The following is a 16,405-nucleotide window of genomic DNA, read 5'->3' on the forward strand; positions in this document are numbered from 1 at the left end:
GGGATCCGGCTAGTAGAAAGGCAGCTTTTCGCTTCCGAGCGCATCGGAAGGGGAAGCTGCCTTTTGTTTTGGTTCGCGCTTGCGGGTACCAGTGTCAATGATGCCCAATTGCGATCTCATTGACATTGCAATGCCTTGCAGGGCTGTCGCAGCTTAGAGCTGCTGCAGGACGATTCCCGCGACCTCCTTGTTGCGGGCCGCGATCTCGCCGCGCCGCGGCATCGGCGTCCAAGCCGCGAGGTCGTCCAGCCAGTCGGCCGGCAGCGGCGCATCGCTCAGCGCTGCCCAATGCTCCTGCCACGCCAGCGGCAGCGGCTCGTTGGCGCCTTCGGGCGCCAGCCGGTCCATCAACGGATGGTCCGTCATGGCAAGCCAGACGAACGCCCAGGCGCGAGGCACGACGCGCCAGATGTCGTACCCGCCGCCGCCCAGCGCGACCCAGCGGCCTTCGGCGTACCGATGGGCCAGGTCATGGATGATCGCCGGCATCGCCTGGTAGATGCGCATGCTGCAGTGGATGTGCGACAGCGGATCGTAAGCGTGCGCGTCGCAGCCGTGCTGGCTGACGATGACGTCGGGCTTGAAATACTCGGCCGCGCGGCTCACGGTCGCGCGGAAGCTGTCCAGCCACGAGTCGTCCTCCGTATATGGCTCCATCGGCACGTTGATGCTGGCGCCGAAGCCGGCGTCTGCGCCGCGCTCGTGAACGAAGCCCGTGCCGGGAAACAAATATTTGCCCGTCTCGTGAATGGAATACGTGCAAACGTCGGGATCGGCGTAAAACGACCACTGCACGCCGTCGCCGTGATGGACGTCCGTATCGATATAGAGCACGCGGGCGCCGTACCGCTTGCGGATATGCGCGATCGCGATCGCGGCGTCATTGTAGACGCAGAAGCCCGCGCCGCGGTCCGGGAAGGCATGATGCAAGCCGCCCGCCATATGGTACGCGTGCCGCGCGCGTCCGTCCATGACCGCGTCCGCCGCAAGCACCGAGCCGCCGACGATCGCGGCGGCGGCCGCGTGCATGCCGGGAAAATACGGCGTGTCCTCGGTGCCGAGGCCGAATTTGTCCGCGCCCGCGACGTCGGCCGGGACGGGTTGGGGCGAGCCGAGCCGCCGCACGGCCTCGACATAATCGTAGCGATGCACGAGCTTCAGCTGATCTTCGCCGGCCGGCGAAGCCGTCAGCATGTGCTCGTCCTTCAGCGCGCCCGCGGCTTCCAGCAAGTGCTTGGCCAGCGCCAGCCGGATCGGGTTGAACGGATGCTCCTGATTGAATTTATACCGTTTCGCCTCGGGCGAATAAATAAATACGGCATTGGCCGTCATGCTGCTCCACTGCCTCTCTGCACGGATTGCGCGAATCGCCTGAACTAATACATGAATCGCTGCCGGAAACGAACGCGGTCGAACTGCTCGACCGAGCTTAAAGGCACTTCCCTGCCGATGCGGACCATCAGGCAATTGGCGGGATGCGCGCAAATCTCCGGATCGTCGGTCGCGAACCAGACCATGCCGACTTCCTTCATCAGCTTCTCCATCATGGCACGGTAGTCCCAGACGCTGAGCCCCGTACCCTCCAAGTCCCAGTGCCAGTAATATTCCGTCGTATAGACGATGACGTTCTCCAGCTGCCCGCCGCGGAACGCGAGGGAGATGAGCCGCTTGGCCAAGCCCAGCCCGCGGTAATCGTCGGCTACCTCGACGGCGCCGAGTTCGATCAAATCCGCCATGTTGCCTTCCGACCAGCGCTCCAGCTCGTCGGGATAATGAAACGTGACGTAACCGACGATCGTGTCGCCGTCCCGCGCCGCGATGATGCGGCCTTCGGGCAGCGCGGCGATCTCGATCAGCGCCTGGAGCTGCTCGGGCGGACGACGGAAGGCGTCGAGCTGCGCGTGCAGCGTCAACCCGGTTAGCCGTTCGGCCGGCAGCGGGCCTTCGACGACGATTTCCCGCGCCTGAAAGCGGATGGTTTCGGTATGCGGCAGTTTGCGATGTTCCAAAAATCATCGGGCTCCTTTCGCCTGCTACCCTACTTATAGCAAAAAAATGCGTCAATGAAAAGCATGGTCGAGGCATCGAGAGTCATGCTATAATATGAAAGCGTATTCGGGTTTGCCGGCAGAGAGATAGGAAAACAGTTTTACTATGGGCAGGAGGATGATGAAGAATGAGCAATACCCATCAAGAACGGATTCCGGCGACGGCGTCCGGCTCCAACATGGCAAGCTACAATGAAACCTACGAAGCCTTTAACTTCGAACAGCTTGAACGGCAGTTTTCCTGGCATGGCACGGGCAAGGTCAACATGGCCTACGAAGCGATCGACCGTCACGTCGAAGCGGGGCGGGGCGACAAGATCGCTCTCTACTATAGCGATAACGCAAGGGACGAATCGTACACGTTCGCGGAGATGGCGAAGCAGTCGAACCGGTTCGCCAACGTGCTTCGCGGGCTGGGCATCGGCAAAGGGGAGCGCGTGTTCATCTTCATGCCGCGCACGCCGGAGCTGTATTTCGGCCTGCTGGGCGCGCTGAAAGTCGGCGCCGTCGTCGGGCCGCTCTTCGAAGCGTTCATGGAAACGGCCGTCAGGGACCGGCTGCTGGACAGCGGCGCGACCGCGATCGTCACGACGCCGGCGCTGCTGTCGCGCATTCCGCGGAGCGAGCTGCCGGACTTGAAGCATGTCATCGTCTTCGGCGACGACGTGCAGACAGGGGAAGGCATCGTCGATTACAAGGCCGAGATGGCCGCCGCATCCGACGCCGCCGAGATCGAATGGCTCGGGCGCGAGGACGGACTTATCCTGCATTATACGTCGGGCTCCACGGGCAAGCCGAAGGGCATTTTCCACGTGCAGAACGCCATGATTCAGCACTACTTCACCGGCCGGATCGTGCTGGACCTGCAGCCGGACGACATCTACTGGTGCACCGCCGATCCGGGCTGGGTCACGGGCACGTCGTACGGCATCTTCGCGCCGTGGCTGAACGGGGCGACGAACGTGATCCGCGGCGGCCGCTTCAGCCCGCAGGACTGGTACAAGACGATCGAGCGCTACAAGGTGACGGTCTGGTACAGCGCGCCGACGGCATTCCGCATGCTGATGGGCGCCGGCGACGACGTCGTCGGACAGTTCGACCTCTCCAGCCTGCGCCACGTACTGAGCGTCGGCGAGCCGCTTAATCCGGAAGTCGTCCGCTGGGGGATGAAGGTCTACAAGCAGCGCATTCACGACACGTGGTGGATGACGGAGACGGGCGGACAGCTGATCTGCAACTACCCGAGCATGGACATCAAGCCGGGCTCCATGGGCAAGCCGATTCCCGGCGTTCAAGCGGCCATCATCGACGACGCCGGCAACGAGCTGCCGCCGTACCGCATGGGCAACCTCGCGATCCGCACGCCATGGCCGTCCATGATGCGCAAGGTATGGAACAATCCCGCGAAATACGAGGAGTATTTCCGTATTCCGGGCTGGTACATCTCCGGGGACTCCGCCTACCGGGACGAGGAAGGCTACTTCTGGTTCCAAGGCCGGATCGACGACGTCATCAACACGGCCGGCGAGCGCGTCGGACCGTTCGAAGTCGAGAGCAAGCTCGTCGAGCATCCCGCGGTCGCGGAAGCCGGCGTCATCGGCAAGCCGGACCCGATGCGCGGCGAGATCATCAAAGCGTTCGTGGCGCTGCGCGAAGGCTACACGGCGTCGGACGAACTGAAGGCCGACATTACCAAGTTCGTGAAAGAAGGCCTCTCCGCGCATGCGGCGCCGCGCGAGATCGAATTCAAAGACAAGCTGCCGAAGACGCGCAGCGGCAAAATCATGCGCCGCGTGCTGAAGGCATGGGAGCTGAACCTGCCGACCGGCGACCTGTCGACCATTGAAGACTAAGCTTCGCCCGGCTTCGGCCGCGGCACGAAAAAACCTTCCGATGCAGCTCGCATCGGAAGGTTTTTTGCGTTGCTTCTTTAAGGTTGAATGGCGGCCGGCGCCGAAGGCGGCGATTCGCCGGCGTCGTTGACGGCCGTCACCCGGAAATACCCGCTCGTGAGCGGCGAGACGTATTCGAAGCGCGCCTCGTTCGTGGAGCCGATCTTCTTGAACGTGCCGCTGCCGTCGGTACTGTAATACACGTTGTAGCCCGTGACCTGCTCGGACGTCGCGTTGTCCGACCAGGTCAGCTTGATGCCGATCGCCGTGCTTTCGATGGCGATATGGATCGGCGCGGACGGCGACGCGAGGCCGGGATTCGAGCCCGGCTGACCGCCGCCACTGCCGTTGCCGTCGTCGGTCGGCAGTCCGATAATGTCGCCGACCGAGCCCGTGTCCGTCGGCGAGGTCGATCCTTGATCCGGCGGAGGCGCGATGCCGCCGCCGGAATTGACGACCGCGCTCGGCGCGGATTCCTTGCCGGCCACGTCGACGGCCGTGACGTAATAGGCGTAGCCGCCGGGCGCGTTAATGTAGTTCACGAAGCGCGCGTCCTGTCCCGTGAGTACCGGGTTATTCATGTTCGCGAACGCGCCGCCGTTCACGGAACGGTACAGCCGGTAGCCGACGACGTCGCGTTCCGGCGAAGCCTTGAACGTAATCCGGTACGCGCCGCCGCCCGATACCGTCTCGATGCCCACGTTGGACGGCGGGCTCGGCGCCCGGCCGTCGTCGGCCCGCGGATCGACCATGGACGGGGCATCGCGGCCAGCGTCCGCCGGCACGTAAGCGCTCATCGGCCTGCGGCTGTCCGCCGGCAGCTTCGCCTGCGCGGCTTCGATTTCCTTCATTAGCTCGTCGAGCGGCTTCTGACGCTTCACGACGAGCCGCTCCTTGACCATGTCCGAAGGCGTGGTCGGCTTCGGAATGTAATTGATGCCGTTGTAGGAGATGACGGCCATCCTGACGAGCGCGTCGTCCGGCTCCTTCGGCACGAACTTCGTGTTGAACCAGTCGGTGACCAGCTTGCCCTCGCTGCGCGTCAGATCCGTCGGCAGCTTGCCGCTCAGGCTGGAGACGGTCGCTTTGACGATGCCGGACGGCATGGTGAACTCCTTCGTCGGGAACAGCTCGGGCCGCGTGGACGTGACTTCGTTCATGATATCCGACCAGATGATCCGCGCCCGCTCCCGTTCCGGTTTGGACAGCGTGTATTTCTGCTTCTCGTAGCCGACCCAGACGCCGAGCGTAATGTCCGGCGTGAAGCCCATGAACCAGACGTCGCCGTAGCTTTGGGTGGAGCCGGTTTTGCCGACGACCGGAATTTTGCCGTAATTTTTGAAGTACGACGTAATTTTGTGCCCGGAGCCGGACGGATCGGAGATGACCGTCCGCATCATGTCCGTCATCAGGAACGCGGTCTGTTCCGAGAAGACGCGGAGCGGCTTGTCCTCGTGCTGGTAGACGACCTTGCCGTTCGCGTCGGTGATTTTGCTGATCATGTACGCGTCGTTGAATTCGCCTTTATCGGCGATCGCGCCGTAGGCGTTCGTCAGTTCTTCGACGGAAACCCCGATGCTGAGACCGCCGATGACGCCCGTCTGGGCATAGTCGTCTTCCGGCTGAATCGTCGTGATGCCGAGCTTTCTCGCGAATTTCCAGGCTTCCGGAATGGTCACGAGGTTGTTGAAGATTTTGAGCGCCGGGATATTCAGCGATCGGTTGAGCGCGTCCCTTGCCGTCACGAGGCCGTAAAATTTGTTCGTGACGTTCATCGGAATGTGGAAGCCCTTCTGTCCGTCCTTCATGACGATCGGCGAATCGTCGATGACGCTTGCCGGCTGGATGATGCCTTTCTCGATAGCAGGCAAATAAGCGGCGATCGGCTTCATGGTGGAGCCCGGCTGCCGGGTCATCTGGGTCGCGTGGTTCAGCTGCTCCGTGTAGAAGTCGCGGCCTTCCAGCATGCCGAGAATCGCGCCGGTCTTATGGTCGAGCATGACGGCGCCCGTTTGTTCGATGCCTTTCTCCTTGCTGTCGCCTCCGAAATTGCTCGGATCCGACCCGATCTTGTGCATGGCATTATAGACTTTCTTGTCGATCGTCGTGTAGATGTGATACCCGCCGCGGAGCAGATGCTCGTGGGCTTCCTCCAGCAGTTGGGCGTTCTCTTTCTTGTTGACGTCTTCCGGCTTCAGGTTCGGATTCTCCGCGAGCAGCAGCTGCACCGACGCCTGGCGCTCGGATTCCAGCATGAGGAACGGGAACGTCGAGTAGGCTTTCTCCGTCGGCTTCGCCAGCGATTTCTCGAGGTCGAAGCTCATCGCTTCGTCGTACTGCTCCTGGCTGATCCGCCCGGTTTCCAGCATCCGCCGGAGCACGATGTGCTGGCGGTCCACCGCGAGCTTGAAGCCGTCGGGATTGAATTTCCCTTTGCTCGTGAACGCCGTGTACGCCGAAGGGCGCTGAGGCAAGCCGGCCAGATAGGCGGCCTGCGCGATGTTGAGCTTGTTCAGGTCCGTGATGTTGAAGATGCCCTTGGCCGCGGCTTTGATGCCGTACAGATTGTAGCCGCTGTTGCTGGTGCCGAACTGCACCTTATTCAAGTACGCGGTCAGGATCTCGTCCTTCGTCATGAATCGCTCGAGGCGGAGCGCAAGGAAGATTTCCTTGGCCTTCCGGCTGTCCGTCTTGTCGAGCGTCAGGAACACCTGCCGTGCGAGCTGCTGGGTCAGCGTGCTGCCGCCGGTCTGCGTGTCCTCGTTCAGCAGCTTTTGCTTGACCGCGCGGGCCAGGCCGTTGAAGTCGACCCCGATGTGCTTGTAAAAGTTGTTGTCCTCCGTGGCGAGCACGGCGTTGACGACCTGCGGCGGAATTTCGTTCCGCTTGACGAGCCGGCGGTCCTCTTCCGTCCGGAGCTGGCCGACGGGGGTTTGTCCGTCATTGAAATACACAAAGCCGGTGACGGCGTTTTCATCGATTTTCGCTTCGATTTCCGCGCGCGAGCGCACGGGCTCGTCCTTGACGAAAGAGGCTACGTAGCCGGCGACCGCGGCGCCCGCGAACAGTCCGATCAATAATCCGAAAATAAAGAGCCATTTAATTGTTACGAACGTTACGATGCCAAAGGTCCGCCATTTGCTGTAGCTTTTCGGTTTCTGTTGACGGTCTTGATCCATACAATGCTGAGCCTCCTCCGATTAACAGCCTTATTATAGCATAGTTCCCAAGCCGAGTTGGAGTTCGGGGACGACGAATTTGTCCATAGGCCGCCAATTTTCCCAATTCGAAGGCGAATCGCGCGACTTTATTGACTTCGCACAGGGCGTTGTGGTATAACGGAAAACAAGAAAATCGCATATCGAAACGCGTTGAAAGGCTTCAGTAGAGCTGCGGGACGACGATGTCAGAGAGCCGGTGGGAGGTGCGAACCGGTACGCGCCGCAATTCGAATTACCGCCTCGAGCTGATCGGACGAACCCGAATAATCTCCTGTCCGCGATGGGAGCGTTCGCCAGTAGTCCGCATCCGGATGATCTCCGTTATGAAATGAAGTGAGAGCCGTATTCTCGCTGTCCGCGCGACTTGGCGGGCACGGGCGGTTCTAACGAGGGTGGTACCGCGAGCAAATCCTTCTCGTCCCTTGAGGACGCGAAGGATTTTTTTTATTTGATTCGGACGGGAGCGTCGAACGCGAATGGTAAAATGGGAAGCATTGACCGCTGCGCAGCAGCAGGAAGTCGAACGGCAGATGGAGGTCATCCGGCGGGGCGTCGTCGAGATCGTGCCGGAAGACGAATTGAAAGCGAAGGTCGCGAACGCCGTGGCGACCGGCAAACCGCTCAAAGTCAAGCTGGGGCTCGATCCGTCGGCGCCGGACATCCACGTCGGCCACACGGTCGTGCTCCACAAGCTGCGGCAGTTCCAGCAGCTGGGCCACGACGTGCAGTTGATCATCGGCGATTTCACGGGCCGCATCGGCGATCCGACGGGCAAGTCGGAGACGCGCAAGCAGCTGAGCGAGGAGGACGTGAAGCGCAACGCCGAGACGTACCAGAAACAGATTTACAAGCTGCTCGATCCGGCCAAAACGACGGTGTACTACAATTCCGAATGGCTCGGTCCGATGAGCTTCGCGGAAGTCGTGACGCTGTCGGCCAAGGTGACGGTCGCGCGCATGCTGGAACGCGACGATTTCACGAAGCGCTACACGACCGGCCAGCCGATCAGCATCCATGAATTTTTCTACCCGCTCATGCAGGGCTACGATTCGGTGGCGCTCGAGAGCGACGTGGAGCTCGGCGGCACCGACCAGAAGTTCAACCTGCTCATGGGCCGCACGCTGCAGAAGGAATACGGCAAAGCGACGCAGGCCGCCATCATGACGCCGCTCATCGAAGGCTTGGACGGCGTGAACAAGATGAGCAAGAGCCTCGGCAACTATATCGGCATCGACGAAGAGCCGAACGAGATTTACGGCAAGTCCATGTCCATTCCGGACGAGCTCATGCCGAAATACTACGAGTTGGCGACGGATATGACGAACGAGGAGCTGCAGGCGCTGCGCGAAGGACTCGCGGACGGCAGCAAGCATCCGCGCGACGCGAAGATGGCGCTCGCCCGCACGTTCGTGCGCATGTACCACGGCGAGGAAGCGGCGGCGGCGGCGGAACAGCATTTCGTCACGGTGTTCCAGAAGCGCGCGCTGCCGGACGACATCCAAGAGGCGGAGGTGAATTCGTCCGACCTGCAGGACGGGCGCATCGGCATTCTGAAGCTGCTCACCTCGATCGGCCTGCAGCCGTCCACCAGCGAAGCGAAACGGAGCGTGCAGCAGGGCGCGGTAAGGATCAACGAGGAGAAAGTCGAGGATTGGTCCGCGGAGATCGCGGTGGCCGAAGGCGATATCATCCAAGTCGGCAAGCGGAAATTCGCGAAATTGGTTCTTCGTTAAGGAAGGCCGGCCATAAGCTTATCGTGCGGCGTTTTGCGCGCGGTAAGCTTTTTTTTGATCGGCGACGAGTCCGTCCGGCCGCTCCGACAGGCGCGATTCGACAGAAATTGCAACAATTGCAAAGCGTTTCCGAAACTTATTCGGTACAAATGGCGTAAGAAATAACGGATGGAATTCAAAATAATGGAATTCTTCGGACAGGAGGGAGGGCATGGAAGGCTTATTTCTCGGTTGTCTCATCGGAGGCGCCTTGTTCGCGATCGTCAGCGTCGTGCTCGGCGACTGGCTCAGCCTGGCGCTCGACGGCATGCTCGATTTTTTGTCGCTGGACGGCCACCCCGTCCTTCAGCCGACGGCGATCGTCGGGGGGATTACCGTATTCGGGGGAGCGGGGCTGCTGCTCGCGCGCCATACCCCGTTCGGAACGGTTCCGGTCGTGCTGCTCGCGGCGCTCTGCGCGGTCGCGGCGGCGATCGGGATCTATTGGCTGTATATCCGGCCGATGGAGCGAAGCGAGAATTCGACGGGCTACTCCATGAAAGAGCTGACCGGCATGATCGGCGAAGTAAACGTGCCGATTCCGGCCAAGGGCTTCGGCGAGGTGACGGTGAAGGCGGGCGCGGGCTTGACGAATCATACCGCGGCCAGCTTCGACGGCGTCGAGATCGCGTCCGGCGAGCGGGTCGTAATCGTGGGGCTCGACGCGCACACGCTGCTCGTCTCCAAGCTTGAGCTTTAACCGGACATGAATGAGGAGAGGGGAATACAACATGCCAGATTATTTGGTTATTCCGGCTATCGTGGTCGGCGTATTGATCGTGCTCGGCTTGGCGTTTTGGGCAAGATACCGGACGGTGGGGCCGGACAAGGCGATGATCGTGACGGGCTCGTTCCTGGGCAGCCGCAACGTCGCGGAAGACGAATCGGGCCGCAAGAACAAAATCGTCCGCGGCGGGGGCGCGTTCATCCTGCCGATCTTCCAGAAGGCGGACTTCCTGTCGCTGCTGTCGCACAAGCTCGACGTGTCGACCCCGGAGGTGTACACGGAGCAGGGCGTGCCCGTCATGGCCGACGGCGTCGCGATCATCAAGATCGGCGGCTCCGTCGAGGACGTCTCGACCGCGGCCGAACAATTCCTCGGCAAGCCGACGGAATCGCTCAAGAGCGAGGCGCAGGAGGTGCTGGAAGGCCACCTGCGCGCCATCCTCGGCTCCATGACCGTCGAGGAAGTATACCGGAACCGCGATAAATTCGCCCAAGAGGTGCAGGGCGTCGCGGCGCGCGATCTGAAGAAGATGGGCTTGCAGATCGTCTCGTTCACTATCAAGGATCTGCGCGACAAGCACGGCTACCTCGACGCGCTCGGCAAGCCGCGCATCGCCGCGGTCAAGCGGGACGCCGATATCGCCGAAGCCGAGGCGGTGCGGGATTCGAGGATTCAGAAGGCGCGCGCGGAGGAGGAAGGCTTGAAGGCCGAGCTGCTGCGCGACACGAACATCGCGGAGGCGGCGAAGGACAAGGAGCTGAAGGTGGCGTCCTTCAAGAAGGACCAGGATTCCGCCAAGGCCGAGGCCGACCAGGCGTACGCCATCCAGGAAGCGCGCGCGAAGCAGCACGTCGTCGAGGAGCAGATGCAGGTAGAGCTCGTCCGCAAGGAACGGGAGATCGACCTCGAAGGCAAGGAAATTCTCCGCCGCGAGAAGCAGTACGACGCGGAAGTGAAGAAGAAGGCCGATGCCGACCGGTACGCCGTCGAGCAGGCGGCCGAGGCGGATAAGGCGAAGCGGATGCGCGAAGCCGACGCCGCGCAGTACAAGATCGAGACGGAAGCGAAAGCGAACGCGGAGCAGAAGCGGCTGGACGGCCTCGCGATCGCGGACGCGGAGCGGGCGAAAGGAACGGCGGAGGCGGACGTCATCCGGCTTCGCGGCTTGGCGGAAGCCGAGGCGAAGGAGAAGCTCGCCCGGGCGTTCGAACTGTTCGGCGAAGCGGCCGTGCTCGACATCGTCGTGAAGATGCTGCCGGAGCTCGCCGGCAAAGTGGCGGATCCGATCGCCGCGATCGACAAGCTGACCGTCGTCGATACCGGCCACGGCGAAGGCGCGGCGCGGGTCAGCAATTACGTCACGTCGCTGATGGCGACGGCCCCGGAAATGCTGAAGAGCGTCTCCGGCCTCGACCTGAACGCCCTCATCCGCGGCCTGACGACGCGCGTCGCATCGGCAGCGGCCGCCGGCGCGGCGGTCGCGGAGGCGGCCGCAGCGGGAGCCGGGCTGCCGGAGGCGGGTAACCCGATGCTGAAGGCCGATCCTGCGGCCGGAGGCGACCTGGCCTAAACGGCGCCGCCGACATGTCCGGGCCGCGCCGCGCCGGTCCGGGCGGAAGCGGCCGCGCGGAACCGTACTACGCGAAACGGCCCGTCCCTTAAGGGACGGGCCGTTTCGCGCGTCCGTCCGAGACCGGGAGGGAAGCGAGGCCGGTCTCGCGGATACAAGCCGCGGATATAAGCCGGCTTGACGTTCGCGACAGGAACCGCGCGGCTCCGCGGCGAAGGAATACGGCAATCGAGATACGGCAATCGAGATACGGCAATCGGGATGCGCATTAGGCAATCGGAGGAGATGGCAGCCATGATCAAGATGCACACGTGCTACGTCAAGGATTTTCACGGGAAATGGGAAATGGGCCGGGAGCCGACGCAGTACAACATTCTGCTGGTCGTGACGCGGGGGAAGATCATGTACTACGTGAACGACGAGACCGTGTTTCTCCAAAAGGGCGACGTGCTCTTCATGCCGGCCGGCACCATGCGGGGCGGCGTATCGATGGAAGAGCATCAGCGGTATGCGACGCATTTCACGCTGGAGGCGCACGACCGCGCGCTGCTGCCCGTGCTGCGGGAGGAACGCTTTTGCAAGACGTCGATCCCCGGCTTCGAATATTTCAAGCAGCGCTTCCTGCTGCTGAAGCATCATTGGCTCATGCGGGGGCCGTACTCGGAGACGGCCTGCTACGCCGTGCTGCTCGAGCTGCTCGGCATCCTCAACTACGAGCGGGACAAGCGGAAGCTGCCGGCCAAAAAAATCGACATGGCGGAAGACATCAAGCGCTACATGCTGGACCATTTCAAGGAGCCGGTGACGCTGAGCGACCTCGCCGCGTATACCGGGCGGACGCCGAACCACGTGTCGCATGTGTTCAAGTCGGTCACGGGCCAATCGCCGATCGAATATTTGCACCACTTCCGGATATCCAAGGCGAAGGAGCTCATGTTCGACAAAATGACGCCGATCAGCGTCGTCGCGGAAGAGACCGGCTTCTGCGACCAGGCCTACTTCAACCGGGTGTTCAAGAAGCTGACGGGCTGTTCGCCGACGGCGTTCCTGAAAGGACGGACGGATTGACGAAAGAACGGGCGATAGGATGACGGCGTAAATGTCAGCGCTCTCACCGAAATCGTTGAATCGTGCAAAAGAAAGCCGGATCGTTAATCGAATGCGCCTCCTCGGCCCCGTATGATTGATACATGCATTAATTACTCAGTTGGAGGGGATGCCGATGAATCCGTCTTGCTTGCAGTACGCATTGACCGAGGAAGAGCGCAAAACGTTTTTGGAAACCGGCTATCTGATCGTGGAGGACGCGCTGTCGCCGGAGCAGGTCGCCGCGCTGACGGTGGAGTTCGACCGCATATACGACGATAAGCTGAAGGCTGGCCATGATCCGAAGACGGCGCTGTTTTATCCAAATTTCATACCCGACCACGACGTCTTCCTGAACCTCGTCGATTACGAGAAGGTGCTGCCGAAAGTATGGGGCATTCTCGGCTGGAACATCTACCTGTACCACGCCCACATGATCGCGACGCCGCCGAACGGGCAGGCGAAGAACGACAACACGTTCGGCTGGCATCAGGACAGCGGGCGCGTCAACCAGGAGATGGAGTCCCATCCGCGTCCGCGCTTGTCGCTGAAGGTCGCGTATTTCCTGTCGGACGTGTCCGAGCCGGACCGCGGCAATTTCTGGATCGTGCCCGGCAGCCACTTGAACGACAATCTCCAGCTCCCGGCCGACCGTCAGGGCCAGCCGGAAGGCGCGATTCCGGTGCGCGTGAAGCCGGGGACGGCGGTATTCTTCGACCGCCGGCTGTGGCACGCGGGCACGCCGAACTGGTCGGAGCTGCAGCGCAAGGTGCTGTTCTACGGGTACGGCTACCGCTGGATCCGGACGAAGGACGACATGACCGTGCAGCATTTGTGGGACAAGAGCGACCCGATCCGCCGGCAGCTGCTCGGCGCGGGCGTGAACTGCAACGGCTACTATACGCCGACGGACGCCGACGTGCCGCTGCGCGTCTGGTTGAAGGAGCATCAGCCGGAGCTGGTGCGTTAAGAGGAGGCGGGAGGAAGGCCCCGAGCCGTTTCGGCGCTCCGCGACGGCTCGGGCCGGCCCGCGAAAAATAGGCGGAAAAAAAGAGTTGACGGATATCCTTGCCATCCGGTACGATGAACATGTGAACGGCAAGTAATCGATTACATACGGTTCGCTGCTTCGTTTCGCGCAAGCGCGGAGCTTGGAGCGGCACGCCGGGAGCGATCGCGCGGCAGAGGCATCGACAGGGCAAGGCGATGAAGGGGCCTTCTTTTTCCAACCGACTTGAAAGCGGTTACGAGATGCCCGTGATCCAACATTGGATCGGCGTTCCAAGCCCGAGCAGCGCTGACCGGCGTGTCGTCCGATGTGAAAGACCGGCGTGCTGTCCGATACCGAGGCAAGAGCGGCAAGAATTCCGGCCGGCGGGGCGGGTACGAGTTCCGGCTTCCGCGAGCTAGACGGACTGCGGCTGCAGGCAGCCGGGCGCCGATCGTGCGCCATGGCTTGACTTCATTCTGCAATCGATTGCAGAATTCGTCGTTTCCGGCCACCGGCCGCTCTCTTGGCATGTCCGTTCCGTTGACCCGGCCAGGATTGCGGCGGCGACGCTCGGTTCTTAGTTCCGGCAATCAGCCGGACTAAGAGGTCTCGGCCCGACAGGCCGCATGTCCGATGCGGGCTCCCGAGGAAGGCAAAGCTGACGCCTTCGAGCCGGCGGCAGAGCCGACGAGAAGCAAACCGGCAAAACAAGTAAGCCGCTTACCTTTTGTGGCATCGATTGCACATGGGATGTTCAAGAACACGACTACACGGCAAAGGGAGTGCCCATCATGGACGTACAGCAAAGCCTCGCGGGTTTGAGCCAAGCGCGAATCGGCAAGCGCAAGCGCGAATCGAGCTATGACCGCTCGGGCGGCAACAAGGACTTTTTCACGATCAAGCCGGGCGACGTGACGGACGTCTGCCGCCTATCCGGGGCGGGCGCGATCACGCACATCTGGATGACGATGGCGCCGGACGCGCCGGTCGAGGAAGCGTTCCTGCCGCGCAAGATCGTCCTGCGCATGTTCTGGGACGGCGAGACGGAGCCGAGCGTGGAAGCGCCGATCGGCGATTTCTTCGGGATGGGTCACGGCTTGACCCGGAATTACGCGTCGGCCGCGCTGATGATGAGCCCGGAGGACGGCAAGGCGTTCAATTCCTTCTTCCGGATGCCGTTCGCGGACGGCGCCCGCATTCAGATCGAGAGCGAAGCGGAGCATCCGATCAAATTTTACTTCTACGTCGATTACGAGGCGTACGGCAAGCTGCCGGACAGCGAGCTTCGTTTCCATGCCTCGTGGCGCCGCGAGAATCCGACGGACGGCATCCCGGACGACGGCGTCGACAACGCCTATTACGAATTCGGCGGCAAGAACACGACGGGCGACGGCAATTACGTCATTCTCGAGGCCGAGGGGAAGGGACACTACGTCGGCTGCAACTTCAACGTGCATAATCTCCGCGACACGAGCGAGTGGAACTGGTACGGAGAAGGCGACGACATGATCTTCATCGACGGGGAGTCTTGGCCGCCTTCCCTGCACGGCACGGGGATGGAGGATTATTTCAACACCGCCTGGTGCCCCCAGCAGGAAGTTTGCACGCCGTACCACGGCATCATTCTGGGCGGCGGACCGAACTGGAGCGGCAAAATCACGGCCTACCGCTATCATATCCTCGATCCCGTCATGTTCGAGCAGCGCATCCGGGTGACGATCGAGCACGGCCATAACAATCACCGCCGCGACGACGTCTCGTCGACGGCCTACTGGTACCAGCAGGAGCCGCATCGTCCGTTCGCGCCGCTGCCGAAGATCGACAAGCGGCTTCCGCTGCCGGCTATCAAGCCGTTCGACGGCGGCAGCCTGGCTCGCATTTTCGGCCACGCCAATCCGTAATCCGGCTTTATAGCCTCGAAAGGACGGTGCCGCATTGAAACCGAAGAGCGGTATAGCCATAACCGCCGCGGCCGCCGCGCTGCTGCTCGTGGCGGCGGGCTGCGCGGACGGCGGGAAATCGAATCCGATGCTGGACGGCGAAGGGAAATCGTTTCTGCTGAAAGGCGTGTCGGGCGTGAAGCAGATCTCGCAGCTCACGGGCGCGGAGTCGCCGAACAAGACGGAGCGGTTCGGCGTCTTCGGCACGGACCTCGGCTCGATGTTCAACGTCGGCGACCGGACGTATTTCGTATTCGGCGATACGTTCGGCGAACGCGATCCGGATCAGATCGGCGGGGGCGGCAGCTTCTGGCGCTCCAACACGATCGGGTATACGACGGACGGCGATCCCGCGGACGGCATTGCGCTGGACGGCATGATCGCGGACGACACCGGCCTCGCCAAGGAGCTGGTGCCGTCCAAGAAGACCGATTACGACGAGATGACGACGATTCCGACGCACGGGCTGTCGGCGAACGGCGCGATGTACCTGTACTACATGTCGGTCAACCATTGGGGCGATCCCGGCAAGTGGGACGCCAATTTCGCCGGCGTCGCCAAGTCGGCGGACGAGGGCAAAACCTGGACGCTGCTGGATGGCTTGAAATGGCCGGGCGACAGCAATTTCATTCAGATCAGCCCGTATCGCGTGGCAGCGGACGATAACGCCGCGGAGATTTATTTCTGGGGCATCCCCTCGGGCCGGTTCGGCGGCGTTCAGCTGATGAAGGTCCCCGAAGCGGACATCGAGAAGCCCGATGCGTACCGCTATTACGCGGGCAGCGACGAGAAGGGAGCGCCGGTCTGGAGCGAGGCGGCCGCCAAGGCGAAGACGGTGGTCGACGACACGGTCGGCGAGCTGTCCGTCGTCTGGAATCCCTACCTCGAACGCTGGCTGATGACGTACCTTAAGGAAGGCGAGGGCGTGGTCATGCGGGAGGGACTGGCGCCGTGGGGGCCTTGGGGTGACGCGATCGATCTCGTGACAGCCTCGGAGCAGCCGGGTCTCTACGCCCCGTTCATGAACGACCGCTATACGGCGGACGGCGGCAAAACGATCTATTTCACGCTGTCCCTGTGGAACCCGTACAACGTCTTCTGGTTCAAAGCCGACTTGCAAAAATGAAAGCGGATTCAGGTTGACGATCATCATCCATC

At 62.0% G+C, this 16,405-nt stretch carries 11 protein-coding genes and 1 other annotated feature; of the genes, 8 read left to right on the forward strand and 3 right to left on the reverse strand.

Going from position 1 to position 16,405, the window contains the following annotated elements; genetic code table 11:
* Window positions 1-153 precede the first annotated feature (153 nt).
* A complete protein-coding gene (locus tag I8J29_RS12245; protein WP_208847886.1) occupies window positions 154-1,332 on the reverse strand; it encodes an acetoin utilization protein AcuC in 1,179 nt (392 codons plus the stop codon).
* A 44-nt stretch (window positions 1,333-1,376) separates the two neighbouring features.
* Complete coding sequence (locus I8J29_RS12250) at window positions 1,377-2,009, reverse strand: GNAT family N-acetyltransferase (RefSeq protein WP_208847887.1); 633 nt, start codon at window positions 2,007-2,009, stop codon at window positions 1,377-1,379.
* 167 nt (window positions 2,010-2,176) lie between these two features.
* Between I8J29_RS12250 and acsA the strand changes: the two genes are divergently transcribed.
* Window positions 2,177-3,901, forward strand: a complete 1,725-nt coding sequence (gene acsA, locus I8J29_RS12255) for an acetate--CoA ligase (protein ID WP_208847888.1) — start codon at window positions 2,177-2,179, stop codon at window positions 3,899-3,901.
* Window positions 3,902-3,978: 77 nt separating this feature from the next.
* Here acsA and I8J29_RS12260 read toward each other — a convergent pair whose 3' ends face one another.
* On the reverse strand, window positions 3,979-7,119 hold the full coding sequence (locus I8J29_RS12260; protein ID WP_208847889.1) for a transglycosylase domain-containing protein: 3,141 nt from the start codon (window positions 7,117-7,119) through the stop codon (window positions 3,979-3,981).
* Between the two features lie 183 nt (window positions 7,120-7,302).
* Window positions 7,303-7,587 (forward strand) — a binding site (T-box leader).
* Between the two features lie 50 nt (window positions 7,588-7,637).
* On the opposite strand from I8J29_RS12260, the gene tyrS reads away from it, so the two are divergent.
* From tyrS to I8J29_RS12295, 7 genes are all read left to right on the forward strand, one after another.
* On the forward strand, window positions 7,638-8,894 hold the full coding sequence (tyrS, locus tag I8J29_RS12265; protein ID WP_208847890.1) for a tyrosine--tRNA ligase: 1,257 nt from the start codon (window positions 7,638-7,640) through the stop codon (window positions 8,892-8,894).
* 211 nt (window positions 8,895-9,105) lie between these two features.
* A complete protein-coding gene (locus I8J29_RS12270) occupies window positions 9,106-9,633 on the forward strand; it encodes an NfeD family membrane protein (protein WP_208847891.1) in 528 nt (175 codons plus the stop codon).
* 31 nt (window positions 9,634-9,664) lie between these two features.
* Window positions 9,665-11,230, forward strand: coding sequence for a flotillin family protein (locus I8J29_RS12275; protein ID WP_208847892.1), 1,566 nt, complete (start codon window positions 9,665-9,667; stop codon window positions 11,228-11,230).
* Window positions 11,231-11,524: 294 nt separating this feature from the next.
* Window positions 11,525-12,298, forward strand: a complete 774-nt coding sequence (locus I8J29_RS12280; protein ID WP_208847893.1) for an AraC family transcriptional regulator — start codon at window positions 11,525-11,527, stop codon at window positions 12,296-12,298.
* Window positions 12,299-12,452: 154 nt separating this feature from the next.
* Window positions 12,453-13,286: a phytanoyl-CoA dioxygenase family protein gene (locus tag I8J29_RS12285; RefSeq protein WP_208847894.1), complete on the forward strand. Its 834-nt coding sequence runs from the start codon at window positions 12,453-12,455 to the stop codon at window positions 13,284-13,286.
* Window positions 13,287-14,098: 812 nt separating this feature from the next.
* Entirely contained in the window at window positions 14,099-15,208 is a 1,110-nt protein-coding gene (locus tag I8J29_RS12290) for a glycoside hydrolase family 172 protein (RefSeq protein ID WP_208847895.1), read from the forward strand.
* A 34-nt stretch (window positions 15,209-15,242) separates the two neighbouring features.
* A complete protein-coding gene (locus I8J29_RS12295) occupies window positions 15,243-16,373 on the forward strand; it encodes a DUF4185 domain-containing protein (protein WP_240546123.1) in 1,131 nt (376 codons plus the stop codon).
* Window positions 16,374-16,405: the final 32 nt, after the last annotated feature.

Origin of the sequence: Paenibacillus artemisiicola, assembly GCF_017652985.1 — a bacterium.
In the GTDB taxonomy this organism is placed as follows: Bacteria; Bacillota; Bacilli; order Paenibacillales; family Paenibacillaceae; genus Paenibacillus_Z; species Paenibacillus_Z artemisiicola.